Consider the following 26,417-nt stretch of genomic DNA (forward strand, 5'->3'; position numbering starts at 1 on the left):
CAATCGGCGCCAACAGCTGAACTTCTAAATAGGCACTTCGCATCACCTAAACGCGCCATATTCACTTCCCCGAAGCAGTCATTCACCGATGGCAGCAGCTGGCCCACAGTTGACGACGACCCGAAGTGGTCTTCCAATTCTCAAATGTCACAGCCACGAACTCAGACATTCGTGGGTAGCCCTGATCTGCGAGATCTGCAGACCGGATAAGGCCAGTTGCAGTCAATGGCGGTAGCCGATAACTAGAAGCCGATATTGGCGTAAGTCGCCAGCTTAGTAAGTTATTTTGAATTTCTGTTTGGTCTGAAAGTTCTGAGGCAAATGCTACTGAAACTGGAGGGAGGGGGGGGGGAGTCGACATTGCTTCAATCAAACCGCAACCCTCATGTTGATTTCTATAATAAACTTATACCTACAAATCCATATATTTTAAAATCCAGATCGATTCCGCAACGAACTTAAATATTTATATTCAATTTCGAACGGCGGCTCACTGACATACATTTCCTCCATAATCCGCTCATCCATATGAGATTTGTCTTGCAATTGGCTTAAATTAAGATCGCGCAATTTCGAATTAATAATTCGACATTCTTCATTCTTCTTCTTTTTTAAAAAAGCACTTGGACCTCGACCTTCCTTGATTGTAGGTATGTCGAATATCCCCCTTTCGAAATGAGAACGATGATCCACTCGTAACTCTATGAACTGGCGACTTAATGCTTCGTTTACAAGCACCGCCCATTTTTGTCGCCAAGCACGAATTTCTAAAGGTCCTTCAGTTTGACTGTCGAGCTCTCTGGATTTTTCTGCGACCCCATTGGGTGAGAGACGACGACCTGAGAATAGAAAATGGACATGAATATTTCGGTTATCACTTTCTGAAACTGGCCTGTGCATGGCCCAGTCGACCGCTACACGGTGTCGGCCCGAAATCCACTGACCCATTTCATCCGCTAAATGCATTTGCTCTGACAACGAACACTCAAAAGGAAGTGCAGCTACGCAATCCCGGGCGGGACAGGAATTCACCCGTTTCTCAGCAGCCTCTATCTGATTCCACAACTCAAATCGATTCCAGTCTGGTGCGCCCTCAGGCAGAATTAAATTCGAGAAAAGAACTCCTCTTTTTTTTCGAAAGTCATGGGTCAGTCCGGTTCTCTCATCTAACAGCACTGTGCCTGTCCTGTAGGCGGAGGCTGCGACACTTGATTGCCCGCGAGCGCGTGAAACACGACGAATAGATAGATGAAAGATTGCCATTTTTTATCCAAGAAAAGTAGCACTTTGCGTAAGTGCGCTATTGGTAAAGTAATTTCCTTCTGAAATTTTTACAACTTCCATAAGCAAATGCAAATGCATCACTTTTAAAGCCAATCTGCATAGCCCACGCACGTTCAGCCAACCGTTGCCTCAGGTAGAAGTTGATCAGCCACAGCTCCCCGAATAAATGTGACGCATGCTCGACATAGCGCTGTTTAGATACTTCACAGTTCTGAAGCGGCTGGGATGGGCGGTGTGCACGTTGAGACCTCCATCGAGGACATTGGACCGTGCTGTGGCAAGACAGATTGGGTATCCAAGCGCTCAATCACCAACGATCCACTAGGTAATTTAGACCTTATCCTGAGTCCAAGCACTGCGTTAGGCATCACGCTAATCATTGGGCCGATTTTGTCCAAGAACTCTGTCTGCGAACTCGAGCGACTGTGCTTTATTCAGGACATCCCCGCACCCCAAGCGGCAGTGGAGTCAATTCCATAAGCTTAGCGATTTGCAATTCGTAGTTTGCATCAGCAAAATATGGGGATGAATACAAAACTGAATCAAATTGATGCTCGGATTGAGAAACTTAAGGCCCAAAGAGCGGCTGCCTTAGCACGCGAAACGCAAAAGGAGCAAAAAAAGTTTTTCCGCGAAGCTATTGCCATTGGTACTTGGTTAAAAAACCAACATCCCGACCAGTGGGAACGTATACTCTTGACCATAAAAAAACAAGAGTCGAGTAAAAAACCACCACCCATCTAAATATGAACAAATCTTGGCTTACCCAACGTAATTTTGTCCAATATTGAGAATGTAGTCCTTCTGTCGCGTCATTGGCATCACCCATGCTTTGTGTGATTACCAATTCTGGAGTCCAATCACATTGACTGCTGATTGGACGAATAAATACAGCTTACCGAATGAAAGATCATTAAACGGTATATCGATGAAGCATTTCAACTTGGTCTATACGCGGCCGCAGACATTAGCCTTCATTGCAATGCAATGATTGATTTCGACACATTCTCGAGGTTACCTTTCATCAGGAGTGAATCAACTAGTTGATATTTTTGCTGGAAATCAGGCTGAAGGACAATGATGTTATGCCCGTACTCGGGACGATTCAATTTATGTAATAAAGCTACAGTATCGCCAAGCACCGTGAACCACTACCAAGGAGCATAAGTGATCACTCGGGAAGATCTGTACGAACTGATTTGGACTACACCGATGACCAAGGTCGCGGCACAGTTCGAGGTGTCTGGAAGCTTCTTGGCACGTATCTGCTCAATTCTTCGGGTACCGCGTCCAGAGAGGGGATACTGGGCTAAATTGGCGGTCGGCAAAGCTCCGGGGCGCCCCCCACTGCCGGAGGCACAACCCGGCGATCAAGTTAGTTGGTCGAAGGACGGCGACTTCCACTTTGCAAAGAAACCTCGCCGTACAGCACTGCCCGAGTCCAAAGCCAATAAACCACGGCTACCGGTTACTGGCATGCACAGTTTGGTGCGAGGAGCGAACGCTCATTTCCAAGCTAGTCGCAAAGTTGAAGAGGGTCAACATCTCAAACCTTACAAGAATCTCCTGCTGGACGTCACCACATCGATGGCCGGCCTGGATAAAGCGCTTGCTTTTGCCAACGATTTTTTCAATGCATTGGAATCTGCAGGGCATCGAGTCGTGCTCTCGCCCCAGGATGAGCCTGTTGATTTCGCTCACAATGGGGTTCAACATTGGGGCAATTTGGCTCGCTCATACGAAAGGTGCAAGCTGCTTGTCCATATTCACTCAAGCAGGACACTCTTCAGGCGCAAACCACGTTTTCATGACGCCCTTTAGAGCCGACGTAACGGTGTAATTTGATGCTGTTCCAACAGTCGGCCGATCTCAAAAACGGCGCCCATCTTCGGATCGTGCATTTTGCAGATCGGTTTCCCAGTTTCGATTTCAACATAGTGAATTCCGTCACAGCGGACCTTGGCCAGCAAGCCGCTCATATCCCATGCTTCACATGGAGTGACTACGCCTTCACCGGCGAGGATCCCAGCAGCAATCGAGTGGTTTCCACCGAACACACAAGCGATTCCCCACGGAAGAATTGCAGCAACCGAATGATTCCCGTCTTGTTCCCAAGCACCGGACTTCTTTCCACTGCCTACCTCTGAGAGTGCCTTGGCATATCGCTCCCGATACCAGGGGCCTGGCAAGATGGGATCCTTGGCCAAATCAACTTCGAATTGAGTCTCATCCAGTTGCGGATAGTGCGAGTGGCTTGTAAGCACCAGACGTGCACTAGGCATAAATAACTGATGAGGGGCTATTTCAGCCTTGCCCTCATGAGGTGGTCTCTTGGCGCAAGACAGAAGAAGCTCTGTCTGGATAGGCCTTGTGTAGAGCCGCACAAGATCCAGCAAACCGCGGGGATCGCGGGCTGCAACATCCTGCGCGAGTTCCATTAAATTGGTGAACTCTGCTTGCCGCTCAAGGCTTGCTTTTGATGGTTTATTGCTGAATGGCCAGATGCTTTTGATCATCTGTTTCAAACGGTCGATCTGACACCTCCGTTGACGCTTTGGTCAGATTCCGCCTTCAGGAGGAAAACGCTGAAGGCAAATGGGAGGGTAGAGCAATGCGGCAAACATGTCGCCACAGGTGACTTTCAGTCGCGCAAAGAAAAAGCCCGCTTGCGCGGGCTTCCTCATTCATATATCCCTAAGGGGGCTTACACCCGGTCCCTAGCGGCTCTGAACGCATTTTACCAATGGCTAAGCAGCCAAGGCAAAGCGCTCATCATTTTCGATATTGTTCACAGTGGATGAGGTCCACTTGTGCTTCTTCTCGCGAGCCACGATTTGCTGGTTGCAAATACGTTCAACCGTATTGATGCGATCGATGACTTCGGAGACTTTGCTGTTCCCATTGAGATTTTCAGACAAGATCAATCGCATGAGACTGTCTGCGTACTGTGGAACTTTGCCAGTACGCTCCCAAAGGCTGACTGACTGTTCAGATGCGCCAACGCATTTTCCTAGTCCTTCTTGGGACATGCCAAGTACGGTACGCATGAAACGCAGCTCTTTGCCAGTAATTCTGCCCTTTTTCTGCGCAAGTTCCATCGCAAGAACTTTGTGCAAGCTGATTGCGTCATCAACAGACGTCGCTTTCCCATAGGCCGTCTTTTTGACGATGTACCCGTTCTCCAGCCAAACATTGTCCAATCCACACTCTTTGTAGTGATACATGATGTGCCCCTACTTTCAAACACTCAAGAAATCTCAAACACAGTCACAACGACTACATCAGGATCTTCGTCGCAAAGTGCAACGATGACACCGAGATGGCGGCCCGAAACATAGCGTTCCATACGGCACTCCAAGCTCTCTTTTTCCTGATTTTCTTCCGGCTCTCGAACTATCGAACCAAGCTGCAGGCACTCGTACACCTCTTGGGAAGTGACTTTGCGTTTCTTCATCCTGCTTTTCGCGTGGTCGGTAATAAATACCGAAACCGTGTTCTTTGCGATTGCTCGGATGTGCTTCGCTAGCTGCGCATGACTTTTACGCCGAAAGGTCTCGTAACCCATAAAAATTATGGCCTCACTGTACACGAAATTCTATTTTTTGAGCAACTTTAGAACATTGCCCCTTCATGTTGAAACTATAAACTTGATCGAGACGCTAGAAAGGAACAAGCTGCATGTTCACATGCCAGCATAGAGTCGAGTGACTATTTCAGTAGTCACTTTCTCCAGTGCGAACATCAAAATGGTCCTTGTGACCACTGCAGCAGTCACTTTTTGACTGCTTGGCTCTAGTTTTGGCGTAATGACTACTACGACAGTCACTTGCACGATATCTTGATGGCTGATATGCTTTAGTGACTACTATGGCAGTCACTTTATGAAGCGCATCATTCATTCAGCGGAAGACCTTGGGTTCGCGCTACGGGCCGTTCGCAAGAGCGCCAAGGTGCGCCTTGACGACCTGGCACTAACCGCACGTGTGAGTAAGCAGACCGCTGTAAACCTCGAAAAAGGGATGCCTACCGTCCAATTGGGTAAGGTTCTTCAGCTTTTGAAGGAGGTAGGCCTTACTCTTAGCGTCGATTTGCCGGAATCAGCCGTGCCGGCCTTGCATCGTGTTCAAAGAGAAGCTCTTGAGCGAGCGATGGGTGCGACTGAGGCTAACCCCGTCAAGCGAAGCTCTGTGGACTCAGCAAACATTGTTGATGCTGGGGAGGGTCATGCGTAGCCTAAACGTTTTCGTGGACGTTGCGCTTGTTGGCACGCTTAGCGAAGGGAACAACCTTTGGGTTTTTGAGTACGACCCGGTGTGGGCCACAAGTGAGGGTAGTTTTGATTTGTCGCCAGCGCTTGCGCGCAGTACCCTGCGACATGAAGACGGAGGCACGCTGCGTCCGGTGCAGTGGTATTTCGACAACCTGCTGCCTGAAGAGTTACTTAGAAAAGCAGTCGCCAAAGAAGCTGGCATCAAAGACCATGAAGACGCTTTTGCATTGTTGACCTACCTGGGCGCAGAGTCTGCCGGGTCGTTGACATTGCTTGCGCCAGGGGTCTCGCTGCCTGTTGAATTTACATTGAGCGAGCTTACTAACCAGTCATTAAGCTTGCGTATCCGGGACCTTCCAAAGCAAACGCTTTCAAAGGGGGCGCCCAAGCGTATGTCACTGGCTGGTGCGCAGCATAAGATGCTTGTTGTCATCAAAAAGTCTGCGCTCTTTGAGCCTGTCGGCGCCACTCCCTCCACGTACATCCTTAAGCCCGACCATCCAGACAGTTCGACATATCCGGCCTCTGTTTTCAACGAATTCGTAACAATGCGGCTTGCGAAAGCGGCTCGCTTAAATGTTCCGTTTGTTGATATGCGATATGTGCCTGAGCCGGTTTACCTCATCGAACGGTTTGACCGGGTCGTCGAGAAAACAGCACTAAGCGCTGCGGACCCCTTGACGGCTCCAAGTGTCAAACGATTGCACATAATCGATGCTTGCCAGCTGCTGAATAAGGACCGTACGTTCAAGCACTCTGGCGCAAGCCTAGAGGCGCTCTCGCAAGTCATTGACCGGACAACCAACAAGCTGGCAACTCGCAACGGTGTTTTTCGATGGCTGGTTTTCAACATCTTGGTGGGCAACGATGACTGCCACCTAAAAAACCTCTCCTTCCATGTGGGCCCTGACGGCATTTCGTTGGCACCGCACTACGACCTGCTTTGTACAGGAAGCTACCACACCAAAACATTTGCAGACGAACATGCCACTTGGAATCAAGTGCCAATGGCCTTCCCGCTACCCGGTGCGCATACCTTTGGGGACGTGACATTGGGTGCTGTATTGGCCGCGGCGCAGCAGCTAGGGATGCCGGAACTTGCCGCCAGACGTATCGTGCAAGAAGTTACTTCCCGCGTGGAAAAGGCTTTGGCAATCATCGTGGCAGAACACGAAGCCAGCACAAAAAACACGCCGCCTGAACGTGCTGTTTACACGGCTGTGGAAGCTCGCTTGCTCCGAGTGGTCCAGCACATCACGCTCAAGGATATGTTGCAGCGTTTGAGGGACATACCGACCTAGTGCGGGTGGTCTGCGTTAGAGGGTTGGGATTTTCGGAACCGCCTGAGGTCTAAGACGGGCTTGCTTGCAGGCGGGGTTTTAACAGTCGGTAAGTGACAATGTCGCCAATCACAGTCATAAGCACATGCCGGCGACTTGGGTATTTCAACAAGTACCGTCATTTGCATGCTTTTAAAACAGACCACATACAGTACGTCGGCAGTGTTGCTGCAATATGCCGAGAGCGACTCGTTGACGACGGGCATGCCCTTGCCAGTCAATACTTCCGACCCTGATCAGTTGATCAAATTCATGTCACGTGCAGGCGGCATTCTGTTCTTGCATGGGGATCCGAATCTTGACAACCAGAAACGCAATATTGCCATTCAGGTATTCGTGTCCTTTCAGCCCAACCAGATTTTTGATTTTTGTCGATCTTGGCTAAGAAAATGGAGCCAGAACAAGGGTGCCCTCTGGTACCAGGAGTGGCAGTCAATTACCGATCGAGCTGATCCAACAGAACTGGCCGACATTCTCCTATCGCACGATGAACATCGAGTGCGCCAACGCTTGTCCAGCCCGGTTGGAGAAATGCTCGACTTCGAAACCATTCTAAAAATCAAGAGAGCAACGCAGGATGAAGCAGCCTGAAGTTTGTGTTTGAGGATGCAGTATGTCTATGTGACGTTCATTGGCAGCCGGATCCAATTGCGGCGATCAAGTTTCGTATGGATCAGTCAGGGATGACGTCCTCATCACGTTCAAGCAGAATGTTTAATATTCTGAACAATATGCACTATATTTGTCCAGAATATTAAACACGCCGAGCAAATCACCAATCATCTTTCCTCGCGAGCAACGCGAACTTATTGCATTGGGCCAGCGGATTAATCTTGCCAGGCTGCGACGAAAAATGACAACGATCACCGTCGCTAAGCGGTCCGCGATCTCCAGAACAACTCTCTACAAAGTAGAAGCCGGTGATCCAGGGGTGACGCTGGGGACTTACTTTCGCGTGCTTGCGGCTCTATCTCTCGATGCAGATTTTGGAAAGTTGGCCCAAGACGATGAACTAGGTCGGAAACTACAAGATTTGGCTATACCTCCAGGGCCAAAGCCAAGAAAGAAACGAGTTCTAGGCAAAGCTGAAGCAGCAAAGTAGCACCTATATGCCTAGTAGCTACTTTGCACCATCGCCAACACCTTCTAGCGATCTCTACGATGGAGTCTGGATCAGCAGGAGCTGGGGATAGGTTTGAGCCAGGCTGGAAAACCAACCCGATTGGCTAATTGCCGACGGTACTTTTCTTCATCACCTCAGCGGCGTGCACAAGCCTCGCAGGAAGCTCAAGCAAAGCGTCGTCATCCTCCGCGCCCGTGAATGCAGATATCAGAACATGGTTTCGCGGTTGGCGAACGATCTTTTCCGGCGAATCATCGACTATGAGAATGCCCTCCACGGCATAACCCTGGCCTTGAACTTTTCGCAAATCCTTGATGTAAACGTACCCATTCGAGTTAGGTTCAACACGCTGCACGCATCGGTCGATTGACCAAGCAAACTTCAACTCGGCGACATCGCCAAACAGTTGCTTTACTGCGGATTCCACGTAGATCTTCGTTGCCGAAGACCAGACAGCGATATCAAACCTCGGGGCAATCGCTTCGAGCATAAATCTCAGGTGCGGTCGAATGAACACACCATAGTCCTCGAATCGAAAATCAGGTTTGCGATCGAGCCTTTCTTTCGTTGCATGAACGAGCGTCTCGTCGAGATCAAAGATGACTACCCCTGTTGATCATTGAAGAAGGCAGAACATCCGGGATCCTGGAGCCCGGTGGGCTCCAAACAGCCTGGGCGTCGAAGAGGGGGTCATGGCATGCGCTGCGCTGACCTGGCTGCCGCCAGACCGCATATCAAACATCCAAGAGCAACTTTTCGTTAGAAATCTCTTTAGCAAATTGTGCTTTGATCTCACTCTTCCAATGCCTTCTCTTTCAGCATCGAGGCAGTCTCCAGAATCTTAATGATTTCCGCCACCTGCCGCGCATTTTTTGGGTTCTCTGACTGAATCCAATCCGCCAAATCGACGTTTGTTTCTCTCGCAACCCATGCGGACATCAGCACTTTTGTCCAAAAATCATCGTACGCAGCATCTCTTCTTTTGAGATTTTGCTGAACATGTTTGATTGTGCTCATGAGGTCGTGGGGCCTTTGCGTCTTTGGCACCCACTCATGAAACAGTCGAACATCTTCAAGGCGCAGTATCAATTCCATTCTCTCCATACGCCCTTCTTGTGAGTCTCTGTTCTGCACAATCTGTTGAGCCGCATTAGTCTCCTGCTTTCGCATTTTGGCGATCCTCACCTGACCCACAACTTCTTCGGTTCCTTTGTTGGACTCCAAGCGAGATCTCAGGCGTGGATAAAGCAATACCAGGGCGTTCTCGTACCGGCGTGTGCGCGTATAGGTGTGCTCTGCATTGCCGATGGATTCCTTCACGATTTGTCGCAAATCGGCTAACTGCAAGAGTTCATCATCAGTCATTGGGGGTTCGTATTCCACGATTGCAGCGCCCAATGCAATGACATATTTCTGGAGATTGATCCTGCCGGCGCCGTTTACAGCTCTTTCAAAAAGCAGGGCTGGGTTCACATGTGGGTCTCGCTGGACTATCTTCTCCAATGCCCATAGGAGACCATCCGGACTGACGATGACTTCTGCTCCCATGCCTTTGAAACCGCGTTTTTCAAGCAGAGGCAGCAACCTGTCTGGCGGACACGCACGGTGATGATCTTGGCTTCCTGCTCATCGATCCATTCCCTTGCCGCTACCTCCATGGTCAGACCATCGCAGTGTGACGTTCCGGTGTAAATCTGACCGCTTGCACCTACAACTGGGAAACTGACCGTCTGGGGGGGAAGGTAAATCGCTTTCTCTTGCAAGAGCAATTGCAAGGCGACGATCTGCGACATTTTGATAAGGCAGCTCTCGTATTGCTGGCCCACGTCATGCCGGAAGTGGGGGCGTTTGGTTTTGCCAGCTGGCACGGTGGGGATCGGGTTTCCCGCATTGATCGCCTGCAACCGACCGCCACAGGCCGGGCACACGCAGTCGCACTTCAAGCCTGTTTTCTCACGCTGAAGGCTCCCGATGTAGGTAGCCCTGCGCTCCTGGCTCGTGGCCTTGGTCGAGTTGACCAAGACGGCCGCTTCTGTGGATGACTTGGTTCAGGCAGCTGAGCGGTGGCTGTTTGATCGCCGCTATCTCCTCCCTGCAGACCGGATTTTGCGGGATGTCGCCCGCGAGGCATTCGCTTCGACGGAGGCTTTGGCCATGGAGGGGATCAAGAAGGAGATCCCAGCTTCAGTGCGCAAGCGCATGATTTCTGGAGCGTTCTCACCGCGCCGTGGGCGTGCTGGCGGGACGATGCTGGAGTGGCTGAAGACCCCGCCAGGCAAGCACAGCCCCACAACGCTGACTGAAGTCTCAGAAAAGATCACCTATCTCAAGACGCTTGAAGTAGACAAGTGGCCGTTGAGTCACATTTCTACCGCGCGCATGCGCGCCTATGCCCAAGCTGTAGCAAACCGTTCTCCGTTTGACTCTAGGCGGTTGAGTGAGGATACACAGATGCTGGAGGTCATTTGCTTCTTGCGGGTCACCTTGTTGGATCTCACCGATGCCTTGATGTATTTGACTGGGCGTCGGGTCAACGACCTTTATCGGCATGCCTCGGGGCGCGTCCTCTCCAAGCAAGCACGAACTGCTGTTGAGTATCGGAAGCAGCATGATGAGATGCGCTTGATCATCCATGCCGAGGACACGACTGCTGACGAGAAGATCGAGGCCCTCAAGAAGCTCATCCCCAATGATGAACCCATCGCTGCAATAGGTCATGCAGCACTGGTGCGGCAGTCCCTGACCGAGGACGCCACCAAAGTGACATCCCTGCTCAATGTGTTCTCTGATTTGGAGATCAAGGGCGATGCTACACAGCGGCCATTGAGACAGGTCGTTGCACTTCGGGAGCTTGATGCCAAGGGCATCAAGGAGCTTCCCGTGGACTTTGACGTGAGCATTGTCGATCCGATTTGGCACGAAATGCTCAATGACAAGGACCGGGGCAAAGCGCTCGATGCATTGAAGGCGGCCACCATGATGTCGGTGCGTCATGGTTTTCGGAGTTCTCGGCTTTGGATCGACCACAGCTGGGACTACCGCAACCGCGAAGACTTGCTCATCCCTCCGGCGCAATGGAAGAAAAACCGGCTGCGCTTGATCAGCGCATTGAGCCTGAATGCCGACCCGGAGAAATTCCTGACCCGGCTGAATGCTCACCTGGAAGCGGGTCTGCAAGCCCTGTCAGAGGCAGTAGAGGCCGGTGAAATCAGTATTGACGAGAGTGGCTTGGTGCACTTGCCCCAGATAGAGGCCCTGGCACAGGACAAGGCCATTGACGCCAGCCGAAACATGATGTTTTCCAGCATTGGGGAGGTACAGATCGGTGACATCATTGTCGAAACGGATGCCGCGGCTGGATTTAGCGAAGTTCTGCTGGGACGGCGAGCGAAGTCCACCCAGGAATTGGTCTCATGCTATGCGGCACTACTGGCCCATGGAACCGAAAACGACGCCAAAGGGGTGGCCGCGATGATTCCTGGCGTCGAGGTCGCCCATATTTCTGCTGCAATGCGTTCCTTGGAAGCCCACGGGCGCCTACGCCGCGCCAACGACCGCGTGGTGGAGTTTCAGCGCCAACACTCCATCACGGCAAATTGGGGCTCCGGTACCAAGGCGTCTTCAGACATGATGGCGCTCGATGCGTCCCGGCACCTCTATAACTCCCGAACCGACCCCAGGCGCAGGACCAGGGCGATTGGCCTATACACGCACGTCCTGGATGTCTACGGAGTTGCCCACGACGAACCCATCGTCCACAACGAGCGGCAGGGGTCGGTGGCGGTCAGCGGGGTTGAGGAGTACAACGCAGCACAGTCCGACGAAAATATGCGGCTGTCCATGCTGGCGGTAGATACCCATGGGTATACCTTTGTCGCGATGACCATGAGCAAGCTGCTGGGGTTTGACCTGTGCCCCCAAATGCGAGATCTCGCGGAACGCCGGCTGTACCTCCCTCGATCTGTGAAGCTGCCCGAGAACCTGGAACGCATCGCGCTTACCAATGTGTCGGAACGGGCAATTCATAAAGGGTGGGATGAGTTGCTGCGTCTGATTGCTTCCATTCGCAGCGGTCGGCTGACGCCCAAGGAAGCGCTGGAGAAGATGGGGACGTCAGCCCAGGGTGATCCCTTGCACAAGGCGGCTGACCAGTTGGGGCGCTCGTTGCGGACCTTGTTTTTGTGTGACTACTTCAGCAATCCTGAGTTTCGCCGCGAAATGCACACCCTACTGAACCGCGGGGAGTCAGTCCACCAACTGCAGCGGGCCATCTATTTCGGCCGGTTGGCCGCAGAGCGCGGACGCCGGCGAGACGAGATCCGGGCGATTTCTGGTTCACACGCGCTCTTGACCAATCTGGTCATAGCCTGGAACACCATGAAGATGCAGCATGTCGTGGATCGCTGGCGCAAAGAAAAACACCCGATTGAGGATGCCTGGCTGCGCCGCATGGGGCCGGTGCATTTTGGGCACATCAATTTCCGAGGTTTGATGGCCTTTGGTGTGGAGCGGTATGCGGATGCTTTGCTGGATCAGCCGCCCCAAAAACGCAGGGCTGGTGGTGGTGCTTAATTTTTAGGCGTTTCTGATTTGCGTGCTATTTGTAGCGGTTTGAAAAATAAAATTCATATAAATCAATAACTTACGAAATCAATGGATTTTGGGTGTTTCTGATTTGCGTGCTATTTGTAGCGGTTAGCTTTTTTCGACCGCCTTTTGCGGATCTGGATTTTTTGGCTAATTCGAGCTTTTCTGGCCCAGATGCAAGAGGGCATGTACAAGCCCGCTCCGGAAGTATTTGTCTATTTTTTAGCATATGAACTTTGGACTCAACATCCTTCATAGGGACTATTTCTTGCAACAGTGAGCTGTATGTGCGCGTTAAATTTAATGCGCACATAAAGTTTGGCCGCCGGTGCAGCACCAACGACAGCACACGGACCGCTTGGTTGCAACAGCAGCGTTGCTATTCCTTTGTAGTTCCGTCCAGAAACGGAAAAGCCGCCAAGGTTGCGCATTGTGAAGAGGCGTGGCGGCTATGTTGAGCCAGATTTTACTTTACGCGGGGCAATGCGCCCACCATGCTCTGTCTGATAAGAGCTTTAATTCGATCCTTTAACAACCAAAACAATGATTAACGGTTGTATTTGCACCCGTTACAGGAATCCAGTTTTTTAGTTTGAGAGGCTTCATCTGGAGCCACCCCGAATGTGCTTTTTTGATAGCCCTCAGACAATGACGGGGACGCGCACCGGCAAGGAATGTTGAACCCAGTTGCTGGCCTGCAGTGCTTGAAGGCCCTGGGTGTGCACCCTGGTATCACCATCGGTGGCACGCAAGGTCACCACAATGTAGGCGCGCAACGCCTGCTGCAAAGGTGGCTCAAAGGCGCGTAGCATCAATTTCGCGTTCAGTGCCCATGCGTCACCTGATATTCCGTTCGGAAATGTGCGCCGGTGCACCTTGACCGGCGCCCATTTGCCGCCATATTCCACCTGCTCGGCTTCGTATCCCGCCGTACCTTCCTCGCCCAGGAGCGGTACCTTCCCTGTGAAGCCGTCTTCATCTTCCACACCAAAGCCCAGTTCCAGGTTGGCCCGGACATACTCCGCACCATAGGCGGCGTTGAGTGGTGGTGCATAGGCCGCGGTAATGATGACTTCCGCGCGTAGCTTTCCGTTGTGCCGAAGTGCTGCGGGGATGGGGTAGTCCGACTTTCTCCAGCGCCATGCCCCGGGAATAAGGCTGGCCTCAAATACCAAGGTGAAGCTATCGTCACGGTCAAACAGCACGCTCAGAGCATCTTGGGGAAGACCGGCCCCAAAGTATCTGCGTTCCCATCCGGCATAGGCAGGGCTCGACAGCTGGCTCGCATGGACCATCAATGCTTTCACCAATGCTGGATTGGCTTGCAAGTTTGGGTGACCGTTCAACGACTGCCAAACATGGGCAGTCACGGCCGATGCCAACGGAGCCGCGAAGCTGGTACCGAAACTTGCGTAAGTAGCCCCATTTGGCGCGAGCACGTTAGTAGAGGTGGTGCCACCGCTCCATGGTGCATGCACGTTGCCGCCATGGTGAACGATGTCTGGTTTGGGAGTGAACACCGGTCCAGGTCCACGACGGGAATATGGTGCAGGCTCTCCGGCTCGGCTCAGGGTATCGGGTGCTTCGGCGTGGCTGATGGAGCCCACGGTCAACGCTCGCACCGCATCGCCTGGTGTTGAAAGTCGGTCTTGCGTCATGGCCGCATCCGGTGGCCATGTGCGGCGCGGAGCGTCCAAATAGTTCCCTGCGGCCACCACAAAAAGCACGTCATGTTGGTCAGACAACATGTCCAGAACCTGTGCCAATTCGCCAAACTGATCGGGATCACAGGGTGCATTCACTCCGAGCGAGAGGTTCCAGACTTTGATGTCGGGGCGCTTGGTGACAGCGTCTCTCAATCGCTCAACGATGTCAGACAGTCGGCTGCCACCGGTCTCCAAGGCTGCAACGTCATGGACGACGCAAGGCGGGCAGGAAAAAACGGGATTCAGTGCCGTCCCACCCGCGACCAGAGATGCCACAGCATTGCCGTGCGCGTGATCGGTATCCGGCGGCAAAACATAAATATCGCGACTGGCGATCCAGGGGGTCAAAGCCGCATTGCCTGCGCCCGTACCGGAGTCGAAGACGGCAACTGTAGGCAGCGGGCCTTGTGGGAGGCCAAGCACAGGGGCCACCGGCATGGGAATGCCAGGCACACCGGTCGCCACGGGTTCGACCAAGGGTTCGGCATACACAGAGCGTATTCCGGGATGATCCAGAATCATCTCTAACACAGGCTCGGGGAGCGCATCCAAGTCTTCCAGTTTCAACACAACGTCCGGCCCGGTTGCGCTCAAAGCGCTGAATCGCACATCCAGCAGTTGAAGCAACGCTCTTAAATCGGTCTGTGCCGCATTGGTTGCTTGATCATCCCAAAAGCGGACCAATCGGACCAGTGCTTGGCCACTCTGGCGCAACACCAAAGTCCCCTCCGGGTTGCGCCGTTGGCGTGACCAGGGCTCTATCCGGAGGATGGCACTGATATTCGCTTTGAGGACTTTGGTATTGCCTTGGCTGATCAACTGTTCCAGCTGCTGAAAACCTGCTGCCGAACACCCCACCAGCATTTCGTCCAGATGTGCATGACCGGCGGAACCGAGGCCTGCTCGCTCCATGAGATGGATGGGGCGGTGTGATTTGGCGATGCCTTTTTCCCGCAGCCGGAACACCAAGGTGCTGTTCAGATTGGGATAGCGTTGCAGATGGTCCGCGAGTTCCGCGCGGGTGTTGTGCAACGTTTGAATCAATTCCTGGCGCAGGGCTGGAGTGACGGGGACAAGCTCTTTGGCACCACCACCACTGGCCTCGTAATTCTGCAGGTCCGCTGCAGCGTGCGGAATCAGTACAAATGGATTCGATTCATTGGACCTGGGTATTGCGGCCGCGACTTCACCTGCGGCGAGCCCCTTTCTTGTTGCCATTGTTCTCTCCCTTTTCCGCTTGGATGATACTGGTGATCTTGCGGGTCGAGTGGCTGTACATGGCGCCAAGTACTCGCAGTGAGAAACGGTCTGGTGCCCATTGGCGCAGCCACGCGATCTCTTGCTCCGACGTGCTCAGGCGCTCCCCCAAGGCCAGGGCCTGAGCCAGGCCCAGGCGCCGATACAAGTCACTTTCTTCAATGAGGGGTTGGCCAGCCAATATCGCTGTGCGTTTGGCATCCATGCAGACATGTTCAATGACAGCCCCCGTCGTTCCTGCCGACAGATGACTCAGCTCGTCCCAATCAAGACCGTCGGGGGCAAACGAATTCAGCCATCGTTGCCATAGGGCCGTCCGCAGCCCCGCGTCTGGTAAAGGCATTGGCAGATGAAACGCGAACCGTCTGCCGATGGCCGCGTCCAGGAGCTGATCATGGTTAGTGGCCGCCACAAGAATGGTGCTGTCGGGCAAGGCATCGATGTTTTGCAGCAACGCGATCACTACGCGTTGGAGTTCCCCAACGTCGCGCTCGTTACCACGCGCGCCCGCCAAGGCGTCAAACTCATCCAAAAACAGAATGCTGGGATTCTGCTCTGCGAAATCAAAAACCCTGCGTAGATTACGGCTGGTTTGCCCCAGCAAGCTGCTGACCAGAGTGTCACAGCGCACGGTCAGTAGCGGCAACTCTAATTGAGCGGCTAGCCAGCGAGCCGTCTGCGTTTTGCCAGTACCTGGTGGACCATAGATCAATAGCCGGCTGGGTACGGCGGCGCCAGCCCTGGCCAATTCGTCGAAATGGCGGACGCATTGCAAGAACTCGTTCAGGCGTCCCTGTATGGCGCTGGGCAAAACCAGTTCAATATCCAGACTGCGCGGTCGACTCACATCGACGGTATTCAAGCGGCTCTCGTTGTCGGTAGGAAGTTGTCCCAGACTGACACCGTGGCCCGCGTCTTGGGCGGAGACCAACGCCACTGGGGCTCGTGCCAAGCGCTCACGCAATTGGCGGGCTTGCTGGCGCTCGCCGTCTTGCTCAAGCTTGTCGGCCAGCAAGCCTGCGTAGCTGCTGGCCATGCTGGCGTTGGCTTTGAGCGCGCCGTCTAGAATTTTGAGAACTTCGGAGAGGTGTTGCACTGCTTGAAACGGAAATTTGTATTTCTGTTTCAGTTTATCGTATTTCTGTTTCAGTTTATCGTATATCTGTTGCGCAAAATAGCATTTCTGTTTCGCGTTCTATGCATTTTGTTTCGGCTGAAATTTATCCGCATTGGCTTGGTGGCTACACAGCTCCGTCAGGTATGGCGCCCTCTGAAGGAGGTGTTGTGGCACTCAAGCGCTGCAGCATGCTCGCCACCACTCCCTCTTGAGCCAATGCGGCGGCTTTGGCTGCAGCCAGTTCCAACCCCAGAGTTTGATTCGCCCCTTGCAAGACCAGGAGTTTGGTCTGCATCTCGCCGGCGTTGTCCATCAGGGTTTGATTGGCCGCTGTCTCCGTCACCAGTTTTTGCCCCAATTCCTCGGTTCGCCGTTGTTCGAATGCCAAGGCGTCTTTCAGTGGCCTGAGCTTTCGCACCTCTTCCTGGACCTGATGCAGTTCAGCCTGGACGCGAGACAGATCTCCCACCAGTCGGACGCCGTCCTGCTGGGTCCGCATGAGTTCTTGCTGCTTGCCCGTCAGGTTGTCATTGACCTTGCGAAGTTCGGCTTGCAGGTACTGGACTTGCTGTTCATGTTGGCGTTGCTCCTGCTCTCGCTGTTCTTTGGCCGCGACACGGAAGTGCTCCAAAGCCTCCCGGGCATGTTGGTGCTTTTCCTCCAGCGACTGGCGGTGCTGCTCTTCGGCTCCCAGGCGCTCCTGCAGGTCCGCAACGCGCTGGTTGAGTTGCGCGACCTCATGAGTCTTGTTTGACAGAGCCTCTTGGGTCTTGGCGTGATCAGCTTTTTCTGTACTCAGGCTACGCTGGGTCTGTTCCAACTGAGCTCGAACTGCCTGCCCCTCTGACTTCAGCGCGGCATTTTCTTTGTTGGCCCAGGCAAGACTCGCTGCACTCACGGCTAAGGCATCGGCTGAACGTGCATCTGCTTCTTCGTTCAAGCGGGCAGCAAGGCGACCGACCAAGTCTTGGATGGCTTCACTGACCGCTACTTTGGTGCCCGTGGTGCCACCTTCTTCCTCTTCAATCTCCTTCAAATACCGGTGAATGGTGGTCTTGGAGCCGGTACCCAATTCCGCACGTATGGCGTCAATGGACGGGTTGAGCCCCTTGGTCAGCAGCTTGTCGCGCGCCCGCAGCACCTCAGACTTGTATATTCCTGATCTGGCCATACTCCACCTTTATTTGATACTAATTACATACCACGATATTACATACCAAACATAAAGGAATTAAGGTTTAAAATTCTTTAAATTTGAGATTTGATAATGGTGGATTATCAAATGTGATTGTCAAAAAACTATTTCCAGTCTCAATTGTGGATGTGGCCTATCGAGCGGGATTTTTTTGACACAGATGTGCCCCGAATCGCCATACGCGGCGGTGAATGTCCAAGTCTCTATAAAGCAGAAACAGCCTCTCCGGTGTGCGACAAGGTATTGAGAATTCCGCACTCCTTCGATGTTCGGGCACTGCTGCACGATCTGCGCAATTCCATCAACTCTCGTTCCAATTCACGCAGTTCTTTGACTTTGGCCTGGACTTGGGCGATATGTGAGTCGACCAAGGCATTGACGTCGCTGCAGTCGAGGTTTGGGTGGTCGCGAAAGCTCAACAGCTTCCGGATTTCGTCCAGCGTCATATCTTTGGTCCGACAGCGCCGAATGAATAGCAAGCGCTGCAGGTGCGTATCGCTATACAACCTGAAATTGCCATCGCTGCGCACGGGCTCTGGGAGCAACCCTTCCGACTCATAGAACCGCACGGTTTGCACCAAACAGTCAGCCTTCTTAGCCAATTTACCTATCCGCAGCATGATCTCCGCCTCACAAAAGACTTGACTCTATACCTACTAGAGAGTTTTCAATAGGGGCATCCGGAATAACCCTCCCAATCGAGAGCGAACCTATGAACAAAGAATCCTCAAACACATGCGGCTGTTCCAGCGGGCAACAGACTGGCTGCACGAAGGCACAGGCTGATACCGAATCCACTGTTTTCCATGTGAGTAACATGGACTGCCGCAACGAGGAAGCACTGGTGCGGCGCACGCTTGATGGCATGCCCGGTGTCGAAAGGCTGGACTTTGATCTTCCGCAACGCAAGCTGACGGTTCTGCACAGCGTGGTTTCGTCCGATGCCTTGGCGCAGGCGCTGAATGCGGTCGGTATGAAGGCACAGGCAGTGCTGGACACCTCCGTGCTAACCACCTACCGCATCGAAAACATGGACTGCACGAGCGAGGAAAAACTAATCCGTTCGCACCTGGGCGCGGTCGAAGGGATTCAGAGCCTGGACTTTGACTTGGCCGCGCACACGTTGTCGGTGAAACACCGTGCTGAGACACGCGCGCAAGTGGAGCAGATTTTGGCCTCAATCGGAATGCATGCCAAGGAGCAAGGCGCAAGCACTGGGGAGGCGGCCGAAACTGCTGCACTGGCCAAATCCCCGACGGTCCAACCCCAGCACACCCAGCCGTCCGAATCGGCTTCTCCGAAATCGGCCGGAGAGCGCGTGACGTACCGGATCGACAACATGGATTGCCCAACCGAAGAAGCGTTGATCCGTGATCGTCTGGGCAAGGTACCGGGCGTTGCCGCGCTCGACTTCAATTTGATGCAGCGCATGCTAGGTGTCCAGCACACCTTGCCGACCACAGAGTCCATCGAGAAGGCGCTGGCATCCATTGGGATGCGGGCAGAACGGCAAGGCGATCCGGTAGATACCACCGTCCTGCGTATTGCCAAGATGGATTGCCCAACCGAAGAAAGCCTCATCCGCAGCAAGCTGCAAGGCATGCCGGGCGTGCAGGGTCTGGACTTCAACCTCATGCAACGTACCTTGACGGTGCGCCACACAACAGATGCCCTCAAGCCCGTAGTGGACGCGATCGAATCGCTTGGCATGGAAACCGAGGTACAGAAAACCGACGACCCACGTGATACCCAGCCTCCTGCGCACAAAACCAACTGGTGGCCGATGGCAGTCTCCGGCATCACGGCGGTGCTCGCTGAGGGTGTGTACTGGGTCAACGACGGATTGCATTGGGCGGTCGTCGCGCTTGCCCTGGTATCGATCTTCACTGGCGGACTCAGCACCTACAAAAAGGGCTGGATTGCATTGAAGAACCTCAACCTGAACATGAATGCCCTGATGTCCATTGCCGTGACTGGCGGTATGGCAATCGGTCACTGGCCTGAGGCCGCCATGGTCATGTTCCTCTTTGCACTGGCCGAAGTTATCGAGGCGAAGTCTCTGGACCGGGCTCGCAATGCCATTCGTGGCCTGATGGACCTGACGCCTGAGACTGCGACCGTGCGGCAGGTTGACGGTTCTTGGAAAGAAGTCCCGTCCAAGGAGGCAGCTAAAGGCGTAATAGTCCGGGTAAGACCCGGAGAGCGCATTGCGCTGGATGGTCTGATAACCGCCGGTCGCTCGACCATCAACCAAGCGCCCATCACAGGCGAAAGTCTACCGGTCGAAAAAACCGAAGGTGATCAGGTGTTCGCCGGTACTATTAATGAGACTGGTTCCTTCGAGTACCAGGTGACTGCTGGTGCCAATGACTCGACGCTCTCGCGCATCATCCACGCGGTGGAATCAGCTCAAGGCAGCCGAGCGCCCACGCAGCGCTTCGTGGATCAGTTTGCCCGTATCTATACCCCAGCTGTGTTTGTTGTGGCGGTGCTGGTGGCAATTGTTCCGCCCCTCGCTTTCGGCGGCATTTGGTTCGACTGGATTTACAAGGCTATGGTGCTGTTGGTGATCGCTTGCCCGTGCGCGCTGGTCATCTCTACGCCTGTCACTATCGTCAGTGGCTTGGCTGCCGCCGCCAGACGCGGCATCCTGATCAAAGGCGGTGTTTACTTGGAAGGTGGGCGCAAGCTCAAGGTGCTGGCCCTGGACAAGACAGGGACGCTGACCCACGGTAAGCCAGAGCAAACCGACTTTGTGCCCTTGTTGGGCGACGCGCGAGACGTTGCCAGTTGGGCCTCCAGCTTGGCCGCTCGCTCAGATCACCCGGTGTCCCAGGCTATCGCCCGCAAGGCGAACCGGGATGGCATCACCTTGCACGAAGTAGATGATTTCGCCGCTTTGCCCGGACGCGGCGTGCGTGGTCGTATCGCCGGCCGCATTCTGCACATGGGAAATCACCGACTCGCGCAGGAGCTTGGCTTGAGTGAAGCGTCCCTTCAGTCGCGACTGGAAGCTCTGGAGCGCCAGGGCAAGACAGCAATCTTGCTGATGGACGATGGCACCGTACTTGGCATCTTCGCCGTTGCTGACACGGTGAAGGAAACCAGCCGCGAAGCCGTGGCGGACCTGCAGGCGCTGGGTGTGCGCACGCTGATGCTGACCGGCGATAACCAACACACGGCAACTGCGATAGCCGGCCAGGTCGGAATATCCGAAGCCCGAGGAGATCAACTGCCTGAGGACAAGCTCAAAACCATTGAGAGTCTGATTGGCGGCGACGGTCAGGTGGGCATGGTGGGCGACGGCATCAACGATTCTCCCGCGCTGGCGCGTGCAGATATTGGTTTTGCCATGGGGGCGGCTGGCACCGATACCGCCATCGAAACGGCCGACGTGGCCCTGATGGACGATGACTTGCGCAAGATTCCCGCTTTCATTCGGTTATCACGCACCACGGCGGCGATTCTGACGCAGAACATCGTTCTGGCCCTTGGCATCAAAGCGGTTTTTCTCGCACTGACGTTCACGGGGCATGCCACGATGTGGATGGCCGTGTTCGCGGACATGGGGGCGAGCCTGCTGGTCGTCTTCAACGGTCTGCGGCTACTAAAGCTCAAGTCAGTTTGAAAAAGCATGCTGACATCCGAGACCGCAAGACGCTGGTTGTATGACTGGGGCGGCGCCAATGTAGAAATCTTTCTGGCCATCCAGCGCAGCTTGCCGGAGGGCTGGAATTGGCTGCCCGAGCTCCTAAGCGCGATCGGTAGCTACTGGGGCGCACCGGCAGTCGTGGTGCTGTTACTGGTTTGGCAACGGCTGAAAATTCGACAGAAAGCAACTCCGCTGAGTGTGCCCATGTGGAGGTTTGTACTGGCGTTCCCGCTTGCGATGGCCACTGGCGCTCTCGCCAAAGCATTTTTCGCCCTGCCGCGCCCGTTTGTCCTGCTTGGCGACTCGGTCTACCGCGCCGCATCTGCTCCCGACAGTCGCTACACCTTGCCCAGTGGCCATTCAGTCTACGTCGGCGTCCTGGTGGCGGCCCTGTGGCCAGAATTGGGCCGGACCGGCAGGACAAGCCTGTTGCTTTTTGCAGCAGCGGTGGGCTGGTCGCGCATCGTGCTGGGTGCACATTATCCGGCGGACGTTATCGCCGGCTTTGCGCTGGGTTGGTCGTGTGTCGCTGCGGTGGGTCCATGGGCCCAGCGCTTCGTGCGGGGTCAGTTATTCACGGGAGCTAACCGGTGAAGGGAGCCTTCCAAGCTGCGCTGTGCGCAGCCGACGCTATCGATTGGGCTAACCGGCGGATGGCCTTCATCGTTCGTTGGGGCTTGCTGGCCAACGCCGTTCTGATCGCCGGTAATGCGATCAGCCGCAAATTCCTTGGTGTCGCGTCTTCCACCATGTACGACGTGCAACCGCACCTGTTCGCTGCGGCGGTGCTACTGATGGCCGCCTACACCTTCAAGCGCGATGAGCATGTACGTATCGACATCTTTTCGGGCTTCCTCGGGCCGCGCGGCATGGCATGGCTCGATCTGGTCGGGATCTTGGTGGTGGTGGTGCCGCTGTGCTTGGTTGCTGTGTGGGTGACTTGGCCGGACTTCGTCACCTCGTTCATTACCGGCGAGAGCCGCGCTAGCCGCGAAAGCCTGAGTAATTTTCCGGCCTGGATCATGAAAGGCATGATCCCGCTCGGTTTCCTGAGTCTGGCTGCCCAGGGCGCAGCCGAGGCGGTGCGCTGCCTCAGTTTCTTGACCGGCGCCGCGCCGCGTCCGCGCCCAGCCGAACATCTGGACCGGCAAGGATTGACATGAGCCCGGACCTTCTCGCTCCGTTGATGTTCGCTACGTTGGTCATCGTGCTGCTGGCCGGATTCCCGGTGGCCTTCTCACTGGCCGCCGTGGCGATGACTTTTGGCGCGCTTGGCGTGGCGCTTGGGCACTTCCACGCGTCCTTCCTGCTTGTCATGCCACTACGTGTACAGGGCGTCTTCAACAGCGACAACTTCTTGGCGGTGCCTCTATTCGTACTCATGGGGCTGATCTTGGAGCGAACGGGCGTTGCCGAAAACACTCTGGTAGCACTCGGCCGGTTGTTCGGGAGTACCCCGGGCGGACTGCTCTACGCCACCATCATCGTTGGTGCAGCGCTATCCGCAATCACGGGCTTCGTATCGGCGTCGGTAATCGCCATGGGTTTGATCGCACTGCCGGCAATGCTCAAGGCAGGCTACGACGCGCGCATGGCAACCGGTGCGATCGCCGCCGCAGGCACTCTGGCCCAGATGCTCCCCCCCAGTCTGGTGCTGATCGTGTTGGCCGAGCAGGTGGAAGTGCCGCTGATCGACATCTTTCACGCCACGCTGCTGCCCAGCGCGATCCTGGTTGGGCTGTACCTTCTTTTCGTACTGATCGCGACAAAACTGCGACCGTCACTGGCACCACCGATCGCCACTTTGGAGGTCACCTCTCGCAAGCGGATGTGGCTCGATGCGGGAGTTGCCGCCGGCGTGCCGCTTGGCCTGATTTGCACCATCCTCGTTTCGGTCTACTTTGGGATAGCCACGCCAACCGAGGGCGGAGCGATCGGCGTCTGTGGAGCGCTTTTGATAGGCGCCGCGCGTAGGCGACTTGCGGGTGGGCGACTCAGCCAGGCCCTGACAAATACGGGTGTCCTATGCTCCAGCGTGATTTTTTTGCTGCTCGGGGCCTCGTTTTTCACACTCGTCTTCCGGGGATTTGACGGCCAGGTGTGGATCGAGGGCCTCTTCCAACACCTGCCGGAGGGGCAAACGCCATTTCTTCTCGCAGTCATCCTGGGAATTTTCCTGCTCGGCTTCTTCCTTGACTTCTTCGAGATCGCATTTATTGCTATCCCGCTTATCACGCCAGTAGCACGCAAACTCGGGGTCGATATGGTGTGGCTGACCGTGATGATCGCGGTCGTCCTGCAGACTTCCTTCATGCATCCGCCGTTCGGCATTGCGCTGTACAACCTGCGCAGCATTGCCCCTGCCACTGTCCGTACAGCCCAGATCTACATGGGTGCAATCCCATTCTTGGCAATACAGCTGTTGATGGTGGGAATCCTGGTGGCCTTTCCCGGTCTAGCGACCATCGAGCAAGTGCAGGTTCAGGCAACTGAGCAGGAAATTGAAGACGCCTTACACCCTGCTTCCACCGATACAGTGGCCGAGCCGGATACTCTTGAATTGGAAAAAAGTAGATGAACCATCCCCCAAGCAGAATGCAGTGGTATTCACTTGCCGTGGGTATATTCGCCGCCGACCAAGCCACCAAGACCTATGTCGATATGACAACCCCTTTGGGATGGTCGCATTATGTGACGTCTTTTTTCAATCTAGTCCATGTTCTTAATCCAGGTGCGGCATTCAGCTTCCTTGCCAGCGCTGGTGGATGGCAGCGTTGGTTTTTCCTTGCGCTCGCACTTGCCGCGGCGACATGGCTTGTTTGGACTTTGTGGCGCCCACTACGCGGGCTGGAGGGTATCTCATACAGCCTTATCTTGGGTGGTGCCCTTGGTAACGGATTGGACCGTGCCGTCCGCGGGCAAGTCGTCGACTACCTCGATTTCCACGTGCGCGGCATGCACTGGCCCGCATTCAATTTGGCTGACACAGCCATTGTCGGAGGTGTAATGGTGATGGTCGTTCGGTTGCTGATGGGTGAGAAGAAGTCATAAACACCGGATGAAAACGGCCAAAATTACACCAACGTATCCACTTGGATTCCCTATCAAAATGGACGCTACCATCCTCAAATCCGTACTCGCTTGCCCGCACTGCCGCTTGTGAGCGACAGTCATACCCACCGATGCGTGCCAGTTTTTTTACGAATGTTCAAAGCGCAAATCAACGCTACACCCGAAACCAGGATGTTGCTGCGTGTACTGGGCAACACTGAGGAATAACGCTCACGCTCCATGGTGACCGATCCCAATGCTGCGTAACCTCATCAATATCTGCTTTGAGTTCCATGCTCAGGAATGCCCGTGACGATGGTGGATATCAGGAAAATGCCTGTGATGATGGTGCAGGAAGCCATGCGTGTGGAGGTGCACATGGGCCTTATCACCCGTCCACTCAAAGTCATGTGTGTGCTGGTGGTGGGCATCGTGTGAATGCGAGTGCGTATGCGCCATGGGCTCATGGTCATGCATATGGTCATGGACTTCCGTCAAATGCAGCCATACACCTACGCCCATAAGTGCAGCTGCCACCCAGAATGCAAGCCCCGTGGGTTCTCCCAACATTAGCAGTGCCACGGCGGCTCCAATGAATGGAGCGGTCGAGAAATAGGCGCCTGTGCGCGCAGTCCCCAGCCCACGCAGGGCTAGGACAAACATGACCAAACTGAAACCGTAGCCTAGTAGGCCCACGGTCATCGTCCCGGCAATGGTTGCGAAGCCAGGCAGCGGAACATCCAAAACCACAGCCATCGAAGTGTTCACCAAGCCTGCCACCACTCCTTTGCTGCAGGCAATGAATAGCGCGTCCGACGCGGAGACCTTACGGGTCAGGTTGTTGTCGATAGCCCAACACAGGCAGGCGATCCCGACCAACACCGGCCCGGCCCAGTCTGAGAAGTTGGAGCTCTGACTGGGCCACGACAGCACGACACCGCCCGCCACGATGGCCACCATGCCCCATACCAAACGCTTATCAGCGCTTTCCTTGAAAACCAGCCAGGCAATGGTGGCAGTCAAAACAGCTTCGAGATTCAGCAAGAGAGAGGCGCTTGATCCACTGGTGCTGGTGAGACCAAACATCAAGGCCAAGGGCCCCAGTACCCCACCAAACAGAATGGCTCCGAGCAGCCAAGGCCATTCCCCAGGCGGCAACTGAGATGCTCGCCACCCACGATCCCGAATCAAGCGGACCAGGCCCAAACCGACACCACTGCCCAAGTACAGCAATCCCGCAAGCAAGAGGGGCGACATGTCGCCAACCAGTAATTTGGCAAACGGGGTACTGGCGCCAAACAATATGGCGGCGCCCAAAGCAAAAAGCGCAGCTCGGTTTGAAAAGATCATTTGAAGATGCTCTATGGATGTGATCGGGGCAGCTGGAACTGAGAGTTCAGCCCAGATGGGTGTGACGTTCGATCTTGGCCTCTATCTCCATGGACGCAACACCTTGCAAAATTCCACAGGAATCGACGGCCTGTTCTGACGCGCAGCGTTCGCGTAGCTCCCGAAGCTGCTTTTTGAGATGTGTGAGCTCCTGAATTCGCTCATTCACATGGGAGATGTGCTGGTCAAAGACATCGTTGATGGCGCCGCAACCGTCTGCAGGCTGATCCGCCAGATCCAACAAAGTGTGGATTTCCTCTTGGCTCATATCCAGTGCCCGGCAATTGCGGATAAACCGCAGGCGCTCAAGGTGTTCAGGACCGTAAATCCGGAAATTTCCCTGTGTACGCGCCGGCTCAGGAAGCAGGCCCGCCTTTTCGTAGTACCGAACCGTCTCCACGGTGCACTGCGCCACTTGGGCCAATTCGCCGATTTTCATGAAGGTC

25 protein-coding genes are annotated in these 26,417 nt (G+C 54.5%); 12 read left to right on the forward strand and 13 right to left on the reverse strand.

The window, feature by feature from the left end; translation table 11 throughout:
• Positions 1-429: 429 nt before the first annotated feature.
• On the reverse strand, positions 430-1,263 hold the full coding sequence (locus FDM28_RS16330) for a MobA/MobL family protein (RefSeq protein ID WP_138517056.1): 834 nt from the start codon (positions 1,261-1,263) through the stop codon (positions 430-432).
• Positions 1,264-1,809: 546 nt separating this feature from the next.
• On the opposite strand from FDM28_RS16330, the gene FDM28_RS16335 reads away from it, so the two are divergent.
• Entirely contained in the window at positions 1,810-2,028 is a 219-nt protein-coding gene (locus FDM28_RS16335; RefSeq protein WP_138517058.1) for a hypothetical protein, read from the forward strand.
• Positions 2,029-2,451: 423 nt separating this feature from the next.
• Positions 2,452-3,105 carry a hypothetical protein gene (locus FDM28_RS16340; protein WP_170211819.1) on the forward strand — a complete coding sequence of 218 codons (654 nt, stop codon included), beginning with the start codon at positions 2,452-2,454 and terminating at the stop codon, positions 3,103-3,105.
• Here FDM28_RS16340 and FDM28_RS16345 read toward each other — a convergent pair.
• From FDM28_RS16345 to FDM28_RS16355, 3 genes are all read right to left on the reverse strand, one after another.
• Complete coding sequence (locus FDM28_RS16345) at positions 3,102-3,800, reverse strand: DUF6710 family protein (RefSeq protein ID WP_206021997.1); 699 nt, start codon at positions 3,798-3,800, stop codon at positions 3,102-3,104. The genes FDM28_RS16340 and FDM28_RS16345 overlap by 4 nt on opposite strands.
• Positions 3,801-4,031: 231 nt before the next feature.
• Positions 4,032-4,508 (reverse strand): transcriptional regulator, encoded by a 477-nt coding sequence (locus FDM28_RS16350; RefSeq protein WP_138517064.1) that lies wholly within the window; start codon positions 4,506-4,508, stop codon positions 4,032-4,034.
• Between the two features lie 23 nt (positions 4,509-4,531).
• Complete coding sequence (locus tag FDM28_RS16355) at positions 4,532-4,849, reverse strand: DUF4258 domain-containing protein (protein ID WP_138517066.1); 318 nt, start codon at positions 4,847-4,849, stop codon at positions 4,532-4,534.
• A gap of 316 nt (positions 4,850-5,165) precedes the next feature.
• On the opposite strand from FDM28_RS16355, the gene FDM28_RS16360 reads away from it, so the two are divergent.
• From FDM28_RS16360 to FDM28_RS16370, 3 genes are all read left to right on the forward strand, one after another.
• Positions 5,166-5,516, forward strand: a complete 351-nt coding sequence (locus FDM28_RS16360; protein ID WP_138517068.1) for a helix-turn-helix domain-containing protein — start codon at positions 5,166-5,168, stop codon at positions 5,514-5,516.
• 13 nt (positions 5,517-5,529) lie between these two features.
• Entirely contained in the window at positions 5,530-6,855 is a 1,326-nt protein-coding gene (locus FDM28_RS16365; RefSeq protein WP_206021998.1) for a HipA domain-containing protein, read from the forward strand.
• Between the two features lie 165 nt (positions 6,856-7,020).
• Positions 7,021-7,485, forward strand: coding sequence for a hypothetical protein (locus FDM28_RS16370; protein WP_138517072.1), 465 nt, complete (start codon positions 7,021-7,023; stop codon positions 7,483-7,485).
• A gap of 635 nt (positions 7,486-8,120) precedes the next feature.
• On the opposite strand, the gene FDM28_RS16380 is transcribed toward FDM28_RS16370, so the two are convergent.
• The 3 genes from FDM28_RS16380 to FDM28_RS16390 all read right to left on the reverse strand — a co-directional run bounded on the left by FDM28_RS16380 (position 8,121) and on the right by FDM28_RS16390 (position 10,038).
• Positions 8,121-8,618, reverse strand: a complete 498-nt coding sequence (locus FDM28_RS16380; protein ID WP_138517074.1) for an HAD family hydrolase — start codon at positions 8,616-8,618, stop codon at positions 8,121-8,123.
• Between the two features lie 191 nt (positions 8,619-8,809).
• Positions 8,810-9,490, reverse strand: coding sequence for a hypothetical protein (locus FDM28_RS16385; protein WP_138517076.1), 681 nt, complete (start codon positions 9,488-9,490; stop codon positions 8,810-8,812).
• Between the two features lie 17 nt (positions 9,491-9,507).
• Complete coding sequence (locus tag FDM28_RS16390) at positions 9,508-10,038, reverse strand: hypothetical protein (RefSeq protein WP_138517078.1); 531 nt, start codon at positions 10,036-10,038, stop codon at positions 9,508-9,510.
• Between FDM28_RS16390 and FDM28_RS16395 the strand changes: the two genes are divergently transcribed.
• Positions 10,022-12,589, forward strand: coding sequence for a Tn3 family transposase (locus FDM28_RS16395; RefSeq protein ID WP_170211822.1), 2,568 nt, complete (start codon positions 10,022-10,024; stop codon positions 12,587-12,589). The genes FDM28_RS16390 and FDM28_RS16395 overlap by 17 nt on opposite strands.
• Positions 12,590-13,245: 656 nt before the next feature.
• Here the strand turns inward: FDM28_RS16395 and iteS are convergent.
• The 4 genes from iteS to cadR (FDM28_RS16415) form a co-directional block, all read right to left on the reverse strand.
• On the reverse strand, positions 13,246-15,528 hold the full coding sequence (gene iteS / locus FDM28_RS16400; RefSeq protein WP_138517082.1) for a S8 family anti-phage peptidase IteS: 2,283 nt from the start codon (positions 15,526-15,528) through the stop codon (positions 13,246-13,248).
• Positions 15,497-16,663: an anti-phage ATPase IteA gene (iteA, locus tag FDM28_RS16405; RefSeq protein WP_338110200.1), complete on the reverse strand. Its 1,167-nt coding sequence runs from the start codon at positions 16,661-16,663 to the stop codon at positions 15,497-15,499. The genes iteS and iteA overlap by 32 nt, the downstream gene beginning before the upstream one ends.
• A 145-nt stretch (positions 16,664-16,808) precedes the next feature.
• Positions 16,809-17,855 (reverse strand): DNA-binding protein, encoded by a 1,047-nt coding sequence (locus tag FDM28_RS16410; protein ID WP_138517084.1) that lies wholly within the window; start codon positions 17,853-17,855, stop codon positions 16,809-16,811.
• Positions 17,856-18,082: 227 nt separating this feature from the next.
• On the reverse strand, positions 18,083-18,499 hold the full coding sequence (gene cadR, locus FDM28_RS16415; protein ID WP_138517086.1) for a Cd(II)/Pb(II)-responsive transcriptional regulator: 417 nt from the start codon (positions 18,497-18,499) through the stop codon (positions 18,083-18,085).
• Positions 18,500-18,591: 92 nt separating this feature from the next.
• Between cadR (FDM28_RS16415) and FDM28_RS16420 the strand changes: the two genes are divergently transcribed.
• From FDM28_RS16420 to FDM28_RS18145, 6 genes are all read left to right on the forward strand, one after another.
• Entirely contained in the window at positions 18,592-21,507 is a 2,916-nt protein-coding gene (locus tag FDM28_RS16420; RefSeq protein WP_138517088.1) for a heavy metal translocating P-type ATPase, read from the forward strand.
• Positions 21,508-21,513: 6 nt separating this feature from the next.
• Positions 21,514-22,125 (forward strand): phosphatase PAP2 family protein, encoded by a 612-nt coding sequence (locus FDM28_RS16425; protein ID WP_138517090.1) that lies wholly within the window; start codon positions 21,514-21,516, stop codon positions 22,123-22,125.
• Positions 22,122-22,694, forward strand: a complete 573-nt coding sequence (locus tag FDM28_RS16430; protein ID WP_206021999.1) for a TRAP transporter small permease subunit — start codon at positions 22,122-22,124, stop codon at positions 22,692-22,694. Before FDM28_RS16425 ends, FDM28_RS16430 begins: the two co-directional genes overlap by 4 nt.
• Positions 22,691-24,109 (forward strand): TRAP transporter large permease, encoded by a 1,419-nt coding sequence (locus tag FDM28_RS16435; RefSeq protein ID WP_138517095.1) that lies wholly within the window; start codon positions 22,691-22,693, stop codon positions 24,107-24,109. The genes FDM28_RS16430 and FDM28_RS16435 overlap by 4 nt, the downstream gene beginning before the upstream one ends.
• Positions 24,106-24,582, forward strand: coding sequence for a signal peptidase II (gene lspA, locus FDM28_RS16440; protein WP_138517097.1), 477 nt, complete (start codon positions 24,106-24,108; stop codon positions 24,580-24,582). The genes FDM28_RS16435 and lspA overlap by 4 nt, the downstream gene beginning before the upstream one ends.
• A gap of 121 nt (positions 24,583-24,703) precedes the next feature.
• Complete coding sequence (locus FDM28_RS18145; protein ID WP_276612006.1) at positions 24,704-24,829, forward strand: GDCCVxC domain-containing (seleno)protein; 126 nt, start codon at positions 24,704-24,706, stop codon at positions 24,827-24,829.
• A gap of 50 nt (positions 24,830-24,879) precedes the next feature.
• Here FDM28_RS18145 and FDM28_RS16450 read toward each other — a convergent pair whose 3' ends face one another.
• Together FDM28_RS16450 and cadR (FDM28_RS16455) are read right to left on the reverse strand one after the other, a co-directional pair.
• A complete protein-coding gene (locus tag FDM28_RS16450; protein ID WP_138517099.1) occupies positions 24,880-25,932 on the reverse strand; it encodes an EamA family transporter in 1,053 nt (350 codons plus the stop codon).
• A 46-nt stretch (positions 25,933-25,978) separates the two neighbouring features.
• Positions 25,979-26,410: a Cd(II)/Pb(II)-responsive transcriptional regulator gene (cadR, locus tag FDM28_RS16455; RefSeq protein ID WP_138517101.1), complete on the reverse strand. Its 432-nt coding sequence runs from the start codon at positions 26,408-26,410 to the stop codon at positions 25,979-25,981.
• Between the last annotated feature and the right edge of the window lie 7 nt (positions 26,411-26,417).

Source organism: Rhodoferax bucti (genome assembly GCF_005876985.1).
Lineage (GTDB): Bacteria > Pseudomonadota > Gammaproteobacteria > Burkholderiales > Burkholderiaceae_C > Allorhodoferax > Allorhodoferax bucti.

Excerpts from the sequence above, each read along its gene's own strand:
- FDM28_RS16335 (WP_138517058.1), top strand. The coding sequence starts at position 1,810 with ATGAATACAAAACTGAATCAAATTGATGCTCGGATTGAGAAACTTAAG.
- FDM28_RS16360 (WP_138517068.1), top strand. The coding sequence starts at position 5,166 with ATGAAGCGCATCATTCATTCAGCGGAAGACCTTGGGTTCGCGCTACGG.
- FDM28_RS16420 (WP_138517088.1), top strand. The coding sequence starts at position 18,592 with ATGAACAAAGAATCCTCAAACACATGCGGCTGTTCCAGCGGGCAACAG.
- cadR (WP_138517101.1), bottom strand. The coding sequence starts at position 26,410 with ATGAAAATCGGCGAATTGGCCCAAGTGGCGCAGTGCACCGTGGAGACG.
- cadR (WP_138517086.1), bottom strand. The coding sequence starts at position 18,499 with ATGCTGCGGATAGGTAAATTGGCTAAGAAGGCTGACTGTTTGGTGCAA.
- FDM28_RS16435 (WP_138517095.1), top strand. The coding sequence starts at position 22,691 with ATGAGCCCGGACCTTCTCGCTCCGTTGATGTTCGCTACGTTGGTCATC.
- FDM28_RS16345 (WP_206021997.1), bottom strand. The coding sequence starts at position 3,800 with ATGATCAAAAGCATCTGGCCATTCAGCAATAAACCATCAAAAGCAAGC.
- FDM28_RS16350 (WP_138517064.1), bottom strand. The coding sequence starts at position 4,508 with ATGTATCACTACAAAGAGTGTGGATTGGACAATGTTTGGCTGGAGAAC.
- FDM28_RS16425 (WP_138517090.1), top strand. The coding sequence starts at position 21,514 with ATGCTGACATCCGAGACCGCAAGACGCTGGTTGTATGACTGGGGCGGC.
- iteS (WP_138517082.1), bottom strand. The coding sequence starts at position 15,528 with ATGGCAACAAGAAAGGGGCTCGCCGCAGGTGAAGTCGCGGCCGCAATA.
- FDM28_RS16370 (WP_138517072.1), top strand. The coding sequence starts at position 7,021 with ATGCTTTTAAAACAGACCACATACAGTACGTCGGCAGTGTTGCTGCAA.
- FDM28_RS16410 (WP_138517084.1), bottom strand. The coding sequence starts at position 17,855 with ATGGCCAGATCAGGAATATACAAGTCTGAGGTGCTGCGGGCGCGCGAC.
- FDM28_RS16330 (WP_138517056.1), bottom strand. The coding sequence starts at position 1,263 with ATGGCAATCTTTCATCTATCTATTCGTCGTGTTTCACGCGCTCGCGGG.
- FDM28_RS16355 (WP_138517066.1), bottom strand. The coding sequence starts at position 4,849 with ATGGGTTACGAGACCTTTCGGCGTAAAAGTCATGCGCAGCTAGCGAAG.
- lspA (WP_138517097.1), top strand. The coding sequence starts at position 24,106 with ATGAACCATCCCCCAAGCAGAATGCAGTGGTATTCACTTGCCGTGGGT.
- FDM28_RS16450 (WP_138517099.1), bottom strand. The coding sequence starts at position 25,932 with ATGATCTTTTCAAACCGAGCTGCGCTTTTTGCTTTGGGCGCCGCCATA.